Raw genomic sequence first — 15864 nt, 5'->3', positions numbered from 1 at the left:
TTTGGCCTGCGTCAGCGGGACCGAAGTGATGGCCGGACGGCGGCTATACCGGCGCCACGAACTCGGAGGTGTAAAACTCCGCCGGATTCTGCGAGTTTCCGTTTCGCCGCTCGATAATCACCCACACGCCCGTCGTGCCGGGCCGAGTGGTGTCTTGCACGGTCGCCGTGCCGTTGCCCGCCCCGTCGATGTCCATGCCGGAGAACGCGGTGCCGGGGTCGCCCGGTCCGCAGGTGCTCGACGCGGGTCGGGGCATCTGGATGAGCCCGACGTCGAAGTGGGTGCCGGGCTCGGGCTCGTCGTACAGATGCACCTCGGCGACCGTCCTCGACCCGGAGGTATGGATCAGGGCGGAACCGGTGCCGAGCATCGGGCTGGGCACCTTCGGCGCCACGCCGACGCGGCTGAAATCGCAGCGCCGCAAATAGTTGTCCAGGGCCACCGTGGTGCCGCCGTCGGCGGCCGCCGCGGTGATTTCGAACGTCGCCGCCGGGGCGGTCGCCGCGATGGTCACCGCCGCACATGTTCCCAGCCTTCTCAGCGCGCTCATGGGGCCACCTATTGTTCCGGTGTGAAGTGGATCACAGCGGAATAGGTATTAACCCCGGCGCGGTGAAATCAAACGTTTTTTGCAAACAATTACTAGATCGTCAATTTCCCCGCTTTATTTGGCAGCTGACGAATTACGGCTCGAAATCCGATAAAGGCCGCTAGGGCTTAATTCGGATTGGTCCCGGGGACCACCACCCGCTGCGGGTCGCGGTGCCCAGGTCGAGCCGCGCGGGCGTGGCCTCGGCGACGGTGTCGAACTTGCGCAGCGACCCCCAGTCCCGCCCCCAGTCGTGGGACAGGTAGGTCGACATCACGTGCGCCCGTAGCAGCAGGTCGGTGATGCCCAGCAGGCCGCCGTTCACGCCGTCCTGCCAGGTGTCGGTGTCCTGCTTCTTGGCGTTGTAGTCGGGCGTGATGCGGAACTTGGGAATCTCGGTGACGCCGTTGACGTGCAGCATCGGCTGCTGGCACGGGAAGGCCAGCCCGACCGCCCAGTCCATCAGCACCGGCTGTGTCGCGCCGACGTACTCCTGCAGCGAGCGCAGCTCCGGCACGCGCGGCGGGGTCAGCGCGATCCAGTCATCCGGCGTCAGGGACAGGTCCTCGGCGACCACCCGCACCGCGACCGCGTCGGCGGGAATCTGGGAGCGGGGGAAGCGCAGGTTGCGCCACACCTTCGGCTGCTCGCCGTAGAGGTCGTAGGGCACCAGCCGTCCGGCCGGCAGCACGGCGCCGCCGGGACCGGGCCTGCCGATTTCCAATTCCACGGTCTGCCCGTTGGTGTGGTGATGCAGGATGCTGTTGCCGGAGATGGTGCCCGCGGCGGTCACCACCACCAGCGGGTGCGCGGCGTCGGGCTTCGGCAGCTGGTACCACGCCGAGGTCAGCTTGCTCTGCTGCTGCGCCCCGGTGGTGTAGCTGCCGGCCAGCGGAACCTGATCGGGGTTGAGGCCGTAGGGCAGCGGCACGATCGAGCCGTTGATTCCCGGCGCCGTCAGCTTGAGCGGCGCGTCCCAGTCGTAGTCGGTGCCGGGCTGCGGCACCGATGTCTCCTTGACCGACTCGGCCAGGGTGCGGTCCGGCACGCCGTTGGGGGTGAAGCCGGTGGGGTTGACTCCCCCCAAGGGGCCCAACGGGCCCCAGTTGCCGGGCAGGGCCGCCATGAAGCCCGCGTTGCTGTCGGGCTCGACGAGGATGTCGTCGGCCAGCCCGCATCCCCCGCTGAACTCGCGCAGGTTGTCCCAGGCGTTGGAGTAGGTGGGGTACTGACGCACGATGCCGGCCACCATGGACGCCACGAACACCAACGCCATGAAGCCCGCGGCGATGGGAATGGGCGCCGCCGTCAGAGCACGCGCCAACCGGCCCTCGCCATGGCCGGTGTCGGCGAAGTGCAGCCACGCCGCGTACACCGCGGCAATCGCGAACAGCGCGAAAAAGATTGTGCTGATTGTGATTCCGCCGACCTTCGGCATGCTGCTGTTGAACGGCACGCCGTAGCTGGAGACGTACCACCAGCCGTTGGTGGTGGCGAAACACAACGCCAGGATGAACAGCACCGCCGCCAGGAACGCCATCCGGTTGCGCGACCAACGCAGCACCTTCGGCGACACCAGCACCGTCGTCAGCGCGGCCATCGCGGCGCCCACCGCCGCGAAGAGGCCGAAGTGGTGCACCCACTTGGTCGGGGTGAACATCAGGAAGAACATGGTGCCGAAGATGACGCCCATCAAACGCCAGGCCGGTCCGCGGGCGACGCCGGGAACTCGCTTGCGCCGCAACATGATGAACACGGCGGTGAAGAGGCACAGCGCGGTGATCAGGAAGCCGAAGCGGCGCGAGAGCGAGCCGTCCACGGTGGGCAGGATCAGGTAGTAGTAGCGCAGGTTCTCGGTGTACCAGGCCTGGCTGGGCCCGATGGCGGTGCGAATCCTGGTGGCCTCCAACACCGTTGCCAGGGTCTGGTCGGCGAACACCACGGTCAGGATCACGGTGCCGGCCGCCAGCATCGGAGCCACCAGGGGCAGCGTGCCGACCAGTCGGTGGCGGCGCACCAGGATGCGCAGGATCGGGCGACCACCGGCGACCAGCGCGGCGACCGCGATCAACCCGGTGGGCTGGACGCCGAGCGTGAACGCCGCGGTGATGACCGCCAGGGCGGCGGGCGTCAGCCTGCTGTAACGCATGGAGCGCTCGATCAGCACATAGGTGACCAGCGAACCGAGGGCGATGATCGGCTCGGGGCGCAGGCCGTTGTCGAAGGGCATCCATGCGGTCAGCAGCACCATCCCGGCGGCCCAGTTCGCGGCCTTGCTGCCGGCCACCGCCGGACCCAGCCGGGGGAGCACCTCACGCGAGAGCAGCAGCCAGCACAGGATGCCCGCGATCAGGTCGGGTAGCCGCATCCACAGGCTGGCGTCGCTGACGTGGGTCATCAGCGCCAGCAGGTTGTAGTACCAGCCGAACGGGTCCTCGGGGCTGCCGAACCAGCGGAAGTAGTTCGACATGTAGCCCGCGTGGTCGGCGACCCGGGCCATGCCCAGGATGTAGCCGTCGTCCGACGAGTTCGCCCCGATCACATGCCAGAGCACGAAGCCGAAGATCACCACGACATCGGCCAGGGTGAACGTGCGCCAGTTCGCGGGAATGAGCCGCCGCATGCGGTGGCCGTCCAACTGGTCGAGGCGCCACAGCGCGACCAGCGCGACGATGGTGGACACGATCGCCAGCACCATCGCAGCCAGCTTCAGCGTCGTCGGCGTGGTGGAGAACCGGGTGTCGATGGTCGCCGAGAACTTCAGATCCGGGGGGGCGGGGCCGCTGAGATCGGTGAACACCCCCACAATCTGCGGCCGCAGGTTCGGGTCCGGGAAACCGCCGCTGATCGGTCTGCCCGCCGAATCCTTCAGTCCGACAAAGGTGGCGAAGGCGCCGGCCTTCGTCGAGCTGATCTCGATGCGCTGACATTGCGCTGACTCGACCTGATCGCGAGGCGCGCTGGCGATCACCACGTTGCGGTCGGTGACATCCACCCGCTTGCCGTTGACGACGACGAACAGCGCGTTGAGCGCGGCGTCCTTGCCCTTCTTGGGCGCCGTGCTCAACACGACGCCGCCGTCGGGTGGCAGGGCGCGCACCGCAGAGCAGGGCACGGTTGCGGTCACGTCGACCGGGGTCAGCGAAATCAGCGGCGCGTTAACGCTATTCAGTGCGCCGTTCTGTGGCCAGTTGAGGGTCGCGGTGGTCTGCACGACGGGTAACAGCGGGGTGGCCACCGACAACACGAACCCGATCAGGCCGGCGACAGTCGCCACCCAGCGCGTCGTCCGCACGTCCTTGCCGGCCGTCGTCACGCTCATGGGAGTGCCCGAATCGGTCCCTGCCGGCTCCAGCCGTGCACTGTCATCACACCCTGTTCGATCACGGCGTCCGGCGCCTGGTCAGCCGGCACCAGCCGGAAGTACTGCTCCACGGATCCCCAGTCGCGATACCAGTCGCCACGCAGATACGTCGAGATCGTCGAGGTACGAAGCATCGCCTGGGTGACCAGGAACGGGCCGCCGGCCTCGCTGGCCTCCCAGCCGTTCGACGACGACGCCGTCTGCTTGTGATCGGGCAGGATGCGGTATTGCGGAAGTTCGGCAACGCCCAGGTGTTCGGAGAACGGTCGCTGGCACGGGAAGTTCGCCGCCGTCGCGATGTCCATCAGCACGGGCGTGTTCGACCCCATCAGCTGCTGCAGGGTTTCCAGCACCGGCACCCGCGGCGGCGTAAATGCGAACCACTGATCCGAACTCAGGTTCGGGTCGTAGGCGACGATGCGCGCCACGTTGGCCTCGGGCGGCGCCCAGGTCAGCGGGAACCGGAGGTTGCGCCACGCCGGCTCGGGGCCGATGTCGATCGGCTGCACCTCGGCCAGCGGCTGGGTGGTGCCGTCGGGACGGGCGACACCCCACTGCAATTTCAGCGACTGCCCGTACGTGAAGGTGCCGTCCTCTTTGTAGGACCAGATCGCGCCGGACGCCGACACCACGACGATCGGGCGGTCCGGGCTGCGCGGGGGCAGCTGATACCACGCCGAGGTGGCCGTGGCGGCCAGCGAGTTCTCGCCGTAGCTGCCCATCACCGGGGTGCGGGCCGGGTCGAGGCCGAACGGGAGCGCCGCGTGCGAGCCGTTGACGCCGGCTGGGCCTTTTCCGCCGGCCGTGCCGGCCGAGTCGCTCATGGCGGCGTTGGGCTTGTTGGGCGACGCGTCGGAATTCACCACGCCCGGCTTGGTCACCACCGGGTACGACCTCAGGTCATCGCCCACCCCGTCGGGTTTGAAGCCGACCGGGGTGAGACCGCCGAGCGGGCCGTCGGGGCCGAAGGTCTGTCCGGGCGCCGGCTGCAGCATGCCGGCATTGGGATCGGGCTCGGTCAGCACGTCGTCGGCCATGGCACAGCTCGTCGGGGAGAGTCCGGAGGTGATGGCGGCGAGATTGGCCTTGGCGGTGGTGTAGAGCGGGTAGCGGAACACCGCGCCTTTAGTCAGCGAGGCGACTTCGCCGACGACCATGATGCTCGCGACCACCAGCAGCGGAGTCGACGCCAGCACGCGGTTGCGCCGGTTGTCCTCGACTTCGGTGTGGCCGGCGTAGTCCATCCGGAAGTGCTGCCAGGCGGCCAGCAGCCCGGTGAGGATCGACAACGTCAGGAACATCGACGTCACCGGGTGGCTGGCGATCACCGGCTGGATGTCGTACCACGGCACCCCGTAGTTGCCGACGTAGAACCAGCCGTTGATGCCGGAGGTGGCCCACGCCAGCACGAACAACAGCGCGGTCACGTACAGGGTCAGGTTGCGGCGGTTGTGCAGGCCGATCCGGGCGAGCGCGAACGCGGTGACCGCACCCAGCGCGCCGGCCAGTCCGGCGAAGGCGCCGAACTGAACGGCCCACTTGGTCGGGGTGAACGTCAGCAGCAACAGGCCGAGGGCCGTGGTGCCGATCAACCGCCACGCCGGGCCGCTGGCCACCCCCGGTATCCCGCCGCGGCGCAGCAGGATGACCAGCATCCCGAACAGGCACAGGAAAAGCACCAGCACCGCGAATCGCCTGGACATGGACCCGTCGGGATTGGACTCCACCGTGAGGAAGTAGTACCGAAGCCAGTCCTGGTACCAGGCGATCGTCGGCCCGACCTTGTATTTGATGCGCGCCGATTCGGCGACTCCCGCCAGCGTCTGGCGGTGGAACACCACGACGGTGATCAGGGACAACGACGCAACCAGCACGGCCAGCGGTGCGAGGAGCCCGTCGGTCGCCCGGCGCCGCCGGATCGTTTGGGCGATGGCGCGCGATCCGGTCAGCAGCGCGGCGACGGCGATCAGGCCCTGCGGCGCCAGGGTCGCGGTGAGCATCGCGACGAAGACGGCGACCGCGGCCGGGGCCAGCCGTTGCAGCGCGATCGCGCGTTCGACCAGGATCCAGGTGACCAGCACGCCGAGGGCGATCAGCGGCTCGGGCCGCAGCCCGTTGTTGAACGGCAACCAGGCGGCCAGGAACACCGCGCCCGCGGTGAACACCGCCACCCGGTTGGCCGCCAGGCCGCCCCGACCGGGCCCCAGCCGGCGCAGCACCCAGTGGCTGATCACCAGCCAGCAGGCGATCCCGGCCAGTGTGGCCGGCAACCGCATCCAGACGCCGGCGGTGCTCACCGACGCCAATCTGGACAGCACCCCGAGGTACCAGTCGAACGGCGCGTCCGTCGCGCCGAAGTAGCGGTAGTAGTTGGCGATGTAGCCGGCCTTGGGGGCGACGCGGGCGATGGTCAGGTTGTAGCCGTCGTCGGACGAGGTGGCGCCGATGACGTGCCAGAGCAGCAGCGTCACGATCACCCCGGCGTCGGCGATCCAGGTGGCGATGCCGACGCGGCGCCAGGAACTCCAGCGCTCGCGGGGCCGGTAACGGGAGAGACTGGCGATCGGCGACCGCCAGTTGACCAGCGTGCCGCCGCCGCGACTGCGTCGGTCGAGCGCGGCGAGCGCGATGACGGCCGTCAGGACGGCCAGGCTGCCCACCACCATCGCCAGCCGCTTGAGGGCGGTGGGGGCGGTGATGAACCGGGTGTCGATGTCGACGCGGGCGGACAACCCGGGTTGGGCGGGCACCTTGAGGTCGGTGAAGATCCCACCGACCTGAGGCTTCTTGTCCGTGGAGAGTCGTCCGGAGGCGCCGGGGATGCCGACGAACTCCGCTCCCGTGCCGCCGGCGTCGGCCCAGGCGTGCAGCACGCTGCAGGCGCCACCGGCGACGGCGGGCCGCGGCGCCACCGCGGCGACGGTGTCGCGGAAGGCGACCACCACCGAGTCCTTGTCGGCGCGCACGAACAGGCCGTTCTTGCCGGCGTCGACGCCCCCGGCGGGCAGCGTCGAGATCACCAGGCCGCCGGCGGCGGGCAGGGTGGCGATCGCCGCGCACGGGACCGAGATGTCCAGCGCGCGCGGCGCACCGGAAACCAGGGGCGCGGTGACCTGGGTGACGTGCCCGTCCACGATGCCCTGCGGCCACAGCACCGTCGCGGTGGTTTGTCTGACCGGGAGCAGCGGGACGAGCGCACACAACAGCAGTCCGACGATCCCGGCGACGGCGGCCACCAACCGTGGGATCCGCTGCGATCGCTGATTACCGTCGGGGGACACGAGGCTCGATGGTAAGCGAAGCCGCTTAGTCCGCCGAGGACGCGGGGCCGTGCGGCGGCCCGCGCAGGCTCAGTGGGCGAGCCGCGCGGCCAGTGTCTGCAGCCCCGGACCGGTGAGGTCGGCGAGGGCCGCGGTCCGGCCGGCCATCGCCATGAGGAGCGCCTCGCCCGGCCCGGTGACCTCCGGTCCCCGGCCGTGTTCCCAGTCGACGTCGGTGGCGTGCAGGCGCAGGCCCCGGATGCGGCGGCCGGCGCCGAGCCGGGGGTTGCCGGGCACCAGGGCGAGGACCCGCTCGAGCCGATCGGCGGGGACGGTGCGCGGCCGGACCAGCGCGCGGCGGATGTCTTGATGGTGGATGGTGCCGTCGACGAGTGCGATCATCCCGCCGAAACCGGCTGTCAGCCCGCGTGGTTGGAGGTGGGCGCGCAGAAAATCGAGCAGCTGTGGGGCGCTCAGGTGGGAGAACTCGTCGACGCCCACCTGGTTGGCCCGCACGACCCGGCCTTTCGCGAAGCGCTTGAGCAGCCCCAGCGCGTCGAGCTCCTCATAGCTGATCATATGCGCCACAACGTCTTTGACCGTCCAGCCCGTGCACAGGCTGGGTGCGTCCCACTGCTGCGGCGTCAGCGTGGCGAGAAAGTCCGCCAGGTCGGCCCGCTCGGCGCGGGCCATGCTCATCAGGTCGGTCGTCATCGCCGTCCCGCTGCCTAGGTCTTGCGCAACGGCGCGGGGTTCCACAGGCCGCTGCGCGTGGCCGTCCCCAGCTGCAGGCGGGCCGGCTGTGCGTCGGCGTAATACGGCGTCAACCGTTGCAGCGACCCCCAGTCGCGCGACCAGTCGTCCTTCAGATAGGTGGCCATGGTCGTCGCCTTCACCAGCAGCTCGGTGACACCCAGCGGGCCGCCGCCGTTGTTGTCCATCACCGGCGAGTTGGCTTCGGCACCGAAACGGTCCGGCAGGATGCGCCATTTCGGGGTCTCGTCGACGCCGTTCTGGTGGCTGAACGGCCGCTGGCAGGGGAACGCCAGGCCGACCAGCCAGTCCAAGAACACGGGGTCTTTGGACCCGACCACGTCCTGCAGCGTGCGCAGCTGCGGAATCCGCGGCGGTGTGAGCGCGATCCAGTGCTGCGGCGCCAGGTCTTCGTCGTCGGCGACCAACCGGATCTGGGTGGCGTTGGCCGGGATGGCCGACAGCGGCAGCCGCAGGTTGCGCCACGCCGGCGACGCCCCCACGTCGGCGAACTGGAACGACCCGCCGGGGTGTCCGCTCGCCGCTTCGTCGTCGGTGGCCCACTGGACCTGGACTTCGCGGGGGTCGAACCGGCCGGCCGCGCTCACCACCAGCAGCGGCCGCGCACCGTCGCGGGCGGGCAGCCGGTACCAGCCCGACCGCAGGTGGGCGGGCACCTGGATGCCCGGGCGCCAGCTGCCCAGCACGGGCGTGCGTGCCGGGTCCAGGTTGTAGGGCAGCTGCGCTACCGATCCGTTGATTCCCGGCGCCGGGGTGGTGCCGCCCTCGGTGCCGGCCTCCGCGCCGGTGACCAGCCTGTCGTCGTTGATGAAACTGCGGTCACCCGGCCGCTCCATCACCGGGTCGGCCCGGACGTCGGCCGGAATGCCGTTGGGCGTGAAGGCTTCCGACAGACCCGCCCCCAGCGCTTGTGCTACTACAGGGCCCGCCGTGGCGCTCACCGGCGACAGCATGCCGGCGTTGGGGTCCTGTTCCACCAGCACGTCCTCGGCCAGGCCGCAGGACTTGCCGGTAAGCGCCTCGAGGTTGGAGCGACCCACCGACCACGCGGGGTACTGGGCGGTCATCGCCAGGGTCAACGACGCCACTTCGAAGACCACCAGCACCCAGGTCGCAATCGCCAACGGGGACTGGATGATTCCCGCCACGCGCGCCCCGTACCGGGTCTTGGGTGGGCCGTCATCGGGGGACACGAAGTGGAACCACGCCGCCAGCGCCAGCACCACGACGGTCAGCCCGAGCAGCGCGGTGGCGAAGGCGTAATGCCATGCCGGGAACGAATTCGACCATGGCACACCGAAATTCGATACGTACCACCAGCCGTTGACGCTGGCGAACGACAGGGCCGCCAGGAAGAGCACCGCCGCGGCGAACATGGTGCGGTTGCGGCGGGACCGCATCGCCACCGCGGTCACGGCGACCGCGGCCAGCGCACCCAGCGACCCGGCCAGTCCGGCGAACACGCCGAAGTGGTGCGTCCACTTGGTGGGGGTGAACATCATCGCGATGAAGGAGATGATGGTGATCCCGACGATGCGGCGGCTGGGCCCGGCGGCCGTGCCCGGAATCCGGCCCTTGCGCAACGACATGGCGACCGTGATCCCGAGCGCCAAGACGAGGGCCAACACGGCGAAGCGGCGGGCGACCGATCCGTCGGGGCTGGCCATGAACAGCCGCTCGTAGCGGATGTGTTCGTCGAACCAGCTGAGGCTGGGCCCGACGGCGCGCTTGAGCATGCTGGCCTGCACCTCACCGGCCAGGGTCTGGTCGCGGAAGATCAGGATCGCGGTGACGGTGACCGCGGCGAGCAGGGGCGCGACCAAGGGCAGCGCGCCGAACAGCTTGGATCGGCGGTGCAGGATGGTCCGCAGCGGCCCGATCGCGACCAGCAGGGCGCCGATCGAGGCGATGCCCGTCGGCCCGGAGAACAGCGTCAGCGCGCCGACGATGCAGGCGACCGCCACCGGCAGCAACCGGCTGGTGGCCACCGCACGTTCCACCGAGCACCAGGTCAACAGGATGCCCAGCGCGATGATCGGCTCGGGCCGCAGGCCGTTGTTCAGCGGCAGCCACACGGCCAGGAACATCCCGGCCGCCGTCCAGGCCGCCCCGCGGTTCTGTTTGACGGCGTGACCCAGGCGCGGCATGACCTCCCGGCTGATCACCCACCAGCACGTCAGCGCCATCGCCAGGGTGGGCAGCCGCATCCAGATGCTGGCGGTGCTGACGTGGGCCCACAGGGCCAGCAGGTCGTAGTACCAGCCGAAGGGGGCCTCCGGCGTGCCGAACCAGCGGTAGTAGTTGGCCATGTAGCCGGCGTGCTCGGAGACCCGGGCCATGGTCAGGATGTAGCCGTCGTCGGAGGTGTTCGCGCCGACGAACTGCCACCACACCAGCACCGCGATGACCAGCGCGTCCAGGCCGCTGACCGACCACCAGCGCGACGGCAGGAAGCGGCGGTGTCGGGTGCCGTCGGCGGTGTCCAGCAGGTGCAGCGCGACCAGGGCGGCGGCGGTCAGCACCAACCCGAGGATCATCGCCGCCATCTTCAGCTGGGTCGGGCTGCTGCTGTAGCGGGTGTCGATGGTCGCCGAGAAGCTCAGCCCCGGCGGGGCGGGGCCCGAGAGGTCGGTGAACACGCCGACGATCTGGGGCCGGAAGTCGTAGCCGCTCTTCTCCCCGCGCAGCGGCGACCCGGGGTGCTCCGCGTTGGGTCCCTGGGTCAGCCCGACGAACTCGGCGGTGACCTTGTCGGCGTGCGCGGTGAAGGTCAGCCGCTGACAGGCCGGGCTGAGCACCTGGCTGAGCGGGGCGGTCACCACCGCGACGTTGCGCACCACCACCACGAGGTAGTCGTTGGCGCGCTGGATGAGCAGCCCGCGGTCGACGGCCTTGGGGGCCTGCTTGGGCACCGTCGACAACAGCACCGTCTTGCCGGCGTTCGGCGCGACGACCAGCCCGGCGGCGGCCTGGCAGGGCACCGTGACGTTGAGGTCGGTCGCCACGTATCCGATCAGCGGCGCGTCGACGCTCTGGAAGGCGCCGTTCTGCGGCCAGTTGAGCTGGGCGGTGGTCTGGTTGACCGGCAGCAGCGGGGTGGCGATGGCCAGCAGGGCCCCGAGCAGCCCCGCGACGGTGGCAACCAACCGGGCGATCCGGTGGTTACCACCCGTGTCGGTCACGGTGGTAGATGCTAGTTCTTCGACGCGCGGCGGCGAGGTGTCGGTGCTCATCAGCGACCCGTCAGTGGCTTGTCGACGGTTTGCGGATCGCCACCACGAACGGGCCGGCACCGTGGACGACGAACTGGGGGCTGTCGAACAGGGCGGCCCGCAGGTCGACGGTGTAGCGCCGGACGTTGGGCTGGTTGGGATACACGTCCTCGGCGAGCCGCAGCGTGTAGTTGCCGTTCGCGCCGCGGCGCATGAGAAAGACCGTGGGCGGCGGCCAGGGACAGGTGTCGAGCGCGTGGATGAGCTCGTCGGCGGATTTGAGCTTGGACCACTTCTTGATCTGGGCGGCCCGCAGGTCGAATTGGGCGAGAGGGTTGGCGTAGTGCGACGTCAGTCCCTGGAAGCCCCAATAGGGATAGAAGGACAGGAAGCTGTAGTCGGCGGTCATCACCACGGTCTGGTCGCGCGGCCTGCCGGTCACGGTCGCAATGGTGTGGTCGATGTCGGGGTAGAACTTCTCCGAGCTCGGCGGGCGCCGGTCGCCGCGCTGGCCGTTGCCGTCGGTGTCGGTGTAGGCGATGGTGAGGTCGGGGCGCAGCACGTCGGGAATGTCCTGGCTGAACGCGATGGCGGCGGCCAGGCCGACGGCCGCGGCGACGGGAAGGGCCGCGCGGCTCCGCGCGGACAGCGCCCGCACCGCCTCGACGAAGCCGAACGCTCCCGCGGCCACCAGCAGCACGGTGAGGGTGGGCTGGAGCCGGAACGACAGCAGCGTGGTGCGCGCGAGCGTGGTCAGCATCGACAGCAGCGACCACAGGTAGACGGCCAGCACGCCGACGGCCAGGGCGCCGGCCCGCACCGACGATCGGGCCCGCAGCACCAGCCAGAGGGCGCCGAGCAGGCAGACCGCCCCGAGCAGCGAGAACTGCAGCATCGGGAAGGTCAGGACGGCGCCGTCGGCCGGCAGGTAGTGCTGGGCGCTGCCGGAGTTGCTGACCGGGCTGCGGGCCGCACGCAGCAGGAACGGCAGCCAGGTGGTGCTCGCGATGGCCGCGGCGATGACGGCGATGACGGCCAGCCGGCGCAGCGGGTCCAGCGCGGCCCCGGGGCCGCCTTGCCGCCAGCGCACCGCGGCCAGCCACAGGGCCATCAACAGGACGGTGAACGCGCCGAAGGCGAACAACAGCGTGTACCAGGTGGCCGTCCAGCCGAGGAATAGTCCGGTGCCGACCACCGCCGCCCAGCCGCCCCCACGCTCGCGGCCGCGCAGGCCCGACCAGGTCAGCACCAGCACCGGCGGCAGCAGCAGGGTGATCATCGCGGCGTAGGGCTCGGGCGAGCCATAGGCGAGGGTCGCCGCCGCCGTCGCCGTCGTGACGATCAACGCGTACTCGAAGCGGACCATCCGCCACCACAGCACCAGGGCGACCGCGGCGGCGATGGTGATCGAGGTGACGGCCCACGGCTTGTAGAGCTCCCAGGCCGGCGTGCCGCTCAGGGCCGCGGCCCGGCCGCCGATCCAGAACCAGCCCGGCGGGTAGAACGGCGGCAACCCGAGGTAGGTCATGTCGCGCAGGGCGGGGCTGTCGGCGAGCCGGGTCAGGTACTCGGTGCGGAATTGCTGGTCGACGGAGATGCCGAACAGGTAGAGCTTGGTCGCGCCCAGCGGCATGCCCAGCGTCACGACGGTGAACGCGGACACGAACGCCAGCCCGCCCAGTTGGGCGGCCCACCGATACCGGCCGGACCGTCCCCACGCCCACCCGACGGCCACCAGGCCGGCCAGGCAGCCGACCTGCCCCACCGTGGTCAGCGCGTGCAGCTGGTTGGACGACGGGAAGGCCGGCCACTGGACGCGGGAGATGGCGGCCAGTGACACGACCGCGACGACGACGGCCACCGCGGCCGCCAGCGCCATCTGGCCCAGGGCGGCCAGCGCGTTACGCATGATCAGATTGGCAGCCTGCGGAAGACGCTCCGCGGAATGTGTCGCAACACCATCATCACGTAACGGAATGCTGCCGGCGCCCAAACCAATTCCTTACCCTTTGCGGCCGCGGTCACCGCGAGGTTGGCGACATACTCCTTGTCCACGGTGAGCGGGGCCTCCTTGACGTGCGCGCTCATCCGGGTACGCACCTGGCCCGGGCGGATCACCAGAACGCGGACCCCGTACTCGCGCAGCGCTTCACCGAGCCCCAGATAGAAGCCGTCCAACCCGGCCTTGGTCGAGCCGTAGACGAAGTTGGACCGCCGGACCCGCTCGCCGGCCGCCGAGCTCATCGCGATGATCTGGCCGAACCCCTGGGCGCGCATCTTCTCGCCGAGCAGCACCCCCACCGAAACCGCTGCCGTGTAGTTGATCTCGGCGGCCAGCACGGCCTTGCGCTGGTCCTGCCACAGCTCCTCGGCGTCGCCGAGGATGCCGAAGGCGACGATCGCCACGTCAATGTCTTTGCCGGCCCCGCCGGCATTGAACGCCTCATCCATCATCTTGGGGTGGCTGTCGGGATCGGTGGCCTCGAAGTCGATCAGCTCCACCGACCGCGCGCCCGCCGCCTTCATCTGGGCGACGGCAGCGTCGCGCCCCGGGTCATTGGGCATGGCGGCCAGCACAATTCGGGCGTGCGCGTTCTGCAGGTAGCGCTCGCAGATGGCCAGCCCGATCTCGGACGTACCGCCGAGCAGCAGGATGGTCTGCGGGTTCCCCACGGCATCTAAGACCATTGACGCACCATTTACAGCAGCTCCAAACGTCGGGCCATGTCGGAGGCGAACACCCCGGCGGGATCCACCTTGCGGCGCACGGCGATCCATTCGTCGATGCGTGGGTACATGGCGTGGAAGGTCTCGGCGCTCACCCGGGAATCCTTGGCGGTGTAGACCCGGCCCCCGAATTCCAGGACGCGCCGGTCGAGTTCGTTGAGGAACTCGTTGATGCCGGGCTTGTTCGGGAAGTCCATCGCGACGTTCCAGCCCGCCATCGGGAAACTCAGCGGCGCGCGGTTGCCCGGGCCGAACAGTTTGAACACGTTCAGCGCCGAATAGTGGCCGCGGGTCTGGATCCAGCGGATGATGGCCTTGAACTCGTCCATCGCGTCGGGCGGCACCAGGAACTGGTGCTGCGCGAAACCCATTGGGCCGTAAGCGTTGTTCCAGCCGCTGACCAGGTCGAGCATGTGGTAGAACTGCGACAGGTTCATGACCTTGCCGGTGTAGTTTCCGCCCAGCCGGTAGTACACCTCGCCGATGGCCATGAAGGACAGCTTGTTCATCGCGCTGACCGGAAAGATGTCCGGCACCGTCAACAGTTGCGGCGCGTCGAATTTCAGCGGGTTCTTGGCGAGCTTCTTGGGCAGTTGGTCCAGCTTGGCCAGGCTGCCGCGGCTGATGGCGGCGCGGCCGAGCTTGGGTGGCGGACTGATCAGGTCGAACCAAGCGCTGGAGTAGGTGTAGTTGGCCTCGCTGCCGTCGAGGTGGGCCGCGACCGTCTCGTCGAGGTCCTTGGTGGCCACCCCGTCGGCGATGAAGTACGCGGTTTCCGTCGGCGTCATCTCGATGGTCGCGCGCAGGACGATCCCGGTCAGGCCGTTGCCGCCGACGGTGACCCAGAACAGCTCGGCGTCGCAAGCGTCCGGGCCGTCGGGGGTGACGGTGCGGACGGTGCCGTCGGCCATCAGCAGGTCCATCGAGCGCACGTGGTTGCCGAAGCTGCCCGCGCTGTGGTGGTTCTTGCCGTGGATGTCGCAGGCGATCGCGCCGCCGACCGTGACCTGGCGGGTGCCGGGCAGCACCGGAACCCACAGGCCGAACGGCAGCGCCGCCTTCATCAGCTGGTCCAGGCTAACGCCGGCGTCGACGTCGACCAGTCGGGTGTCGGCGCTGATCGAGTGGATGCGGTTGAGGCCGGTCATGTCGATCACCAGGCCGCCGCCGTTTTGGGCGTTGTCGCCGTAGGACCGGCCCAGCCCGCGGGCGATCACGCCCCGCCCGTGCGGGCCGCCGGATTCGGCTACCCGGGCGACGGCCTTGGCGATCACCTCGGGATCGCGGGGGGAGAGCACCTCGGCCACCGAGGGCGCGGTGCGGCCAAAGCCGGTCAGCCGGGTGGTGGTGGTTACAGCGTCGGTGCTCAACATCGTCAAAGAGGGTACCGCTTGGTCCGGTGACGATGCGGGACGCTTGCGTCCCGCTGTGGGGGTACCTCCCGCTCGCGGGGGAAAGGCGGACAATCCGGTCCAGAACGTCGCCTCAGCGGATGCGGAAGATTACCGCCCGCTGGACGATGAAGTTGATCACCGTCGCGGTACCCTGCGCGATCACGAACGCGACCGGGATCGCCCACCCGCGATAGTGCAAAAGCGCCAGGCACAGATGGTTGAGCCCGACCTGCACGGCGAAGGTGATGCCGTAGAGAACCATGACCGCGACGAAGCGCGCGGTGCTCGGCGCCGCCTGGAACGTCCACCGGCGGTTGATCAGGTAGGCGGTGATGGTGCCGACGACGAAACTGGTGGCCTTGGCCAGGTCGACCTGGACGCCCACCGCCTTGTACAGGATCAGGTACAGGCCGAAGTCCACGATCCCCGCCAGGCCGCCGGTGACGACGAACCGCGTCACCTGTGTCGTCAGACTGAGCTGCGGGCTCGGCGGGGCGGCATCGGGCAGCGGGGCAACCATTGGGGGGAGTCTATCGGGGCCGCC

9 protein-coding genes are annotated in these 15864 nt (G+C 69.6%); all 9 read right to left on the bottom strand.

Annotated elements, in window-relative coordinates; translation table 11 throughout:
• Positions 1-43: 43 nt before the first annotated feature.
• Entirely contained in the window at positions 44-550 is a 507-nt protein-coding gene (locus tag A5692_RS23970) for a hypothetical protein (RefSeq protein WP_068060845.1), read from the bottom strand.
• A 160-nt stretch (positions 551-710) separates the two neighbouring features.
• A complete protein-coding gene (locus tag A5692_RS23965) occupies positions 711-3911 on the bottom strand; it encodes an arabinosyltransferase domain-containing protein (RefSeq protein ID WP_068060842.1) in 3201 nt (1066 codons plus the stop codon).
• Positions 3908-7234, bottom strand: a complete 3327-nt coding sequence (locus A5692_RS23960; RefSeq protein ID WP_156766235.1) for an arabinosyltransferase domain-containing protein — start codon at positions 7232-7234, stop codon at positions 3908-3910. Before A5692_RS23960 ends, A5692_RS23965 begins: the two co-directional genes overlap by 4 nt.
• A gap of 69 nt (positions 7235-7303) precedes the next feature.
• A complete protein-coding gene (locus A5692_RS23955; protein WP_068060839.1) occupies positions 7304-7927 on the bottom strand; it encodes a maleylpyruvate isomerase family mycothiol-dependent enzyme in 624 nt (207 codons plus the stop codon).
• A gap of 14 nt (positions 7928-7941) precedes the next feature.
• Positions 7942-11220, bottom strand: coding sequence for an arabinosyltransferase domain-containing protein (locus tag A5692_RS23950; protein ID WP_068060836.1), 3279 nt, complete (start codon positions 11218-11220; stop codon positions 7942-7944).
• Between the two features lie 10 nt (positions 11221-11230).
• Positions 11231-13108: a galactan 5-O-arabinofuranosyltransferase gene (locus A5692_RS23945; RefSeq protein WP_068060833.1), complete on the bottom strand. Its 1878-nt coding sequence runs from the start codon at positions 13106-13108 to the stop codon at positions 11231-11233.
• A 2-nt stretch (positions 13109-13110) separates the two neighbouring features.
• Complete coding sequence (locus tag A5692_RS23940; protein WP_068060830.1) at positions 13111-13887, bottom strand: decaprenylphospho-beta-D-erythro-pentofuranosid-2-ulose 2-reductase; 777 nt, start codon at positions 13885-13887, stop codon at positions 13111-13113.
• Positions 13888-13898: 11 nt separating this feature from the next.
• Positions 13899-15299 carry an FAD-binding oxidoreductase gene (locus A5692_RS23935; protein ID WP_068060825.1) on the bottom strand — a complete coding sequence of 467 codons (1401 nt, stop codon included), beginning with the start codon at positions 15297-15299 and terminating at the stop codon, positions 13899-13901.
• Between the two features lie 112 nt (positions 15300-15411).
• A complete protein-coding gene (locus tag A5692_RS23930) occupies positions 15412-15840 on the bottom strand; it encodes a GtrA family protein (protein WP_068060822.1) in 429 nt (142 codons plus the stop codon).
• Between the last annotated feature and the right edge of the window lie 24 nt (positions 15841-15864).

Source organism: Mycobacterium sp. E342, assembly GCF_001667665.1.
In the GTDB taxonomy this organism is placed as follows: Bacteria; Actinomycetota; Actinomycetes; order Mycobacteriales; family Mycobacteriaceae; genus Mycobacterium.
The sequence above is the reverse complement of the archived record's forward strand: the minus strand, read 5'-3'. Positions and strand labels throughout refer to the sequence as shown.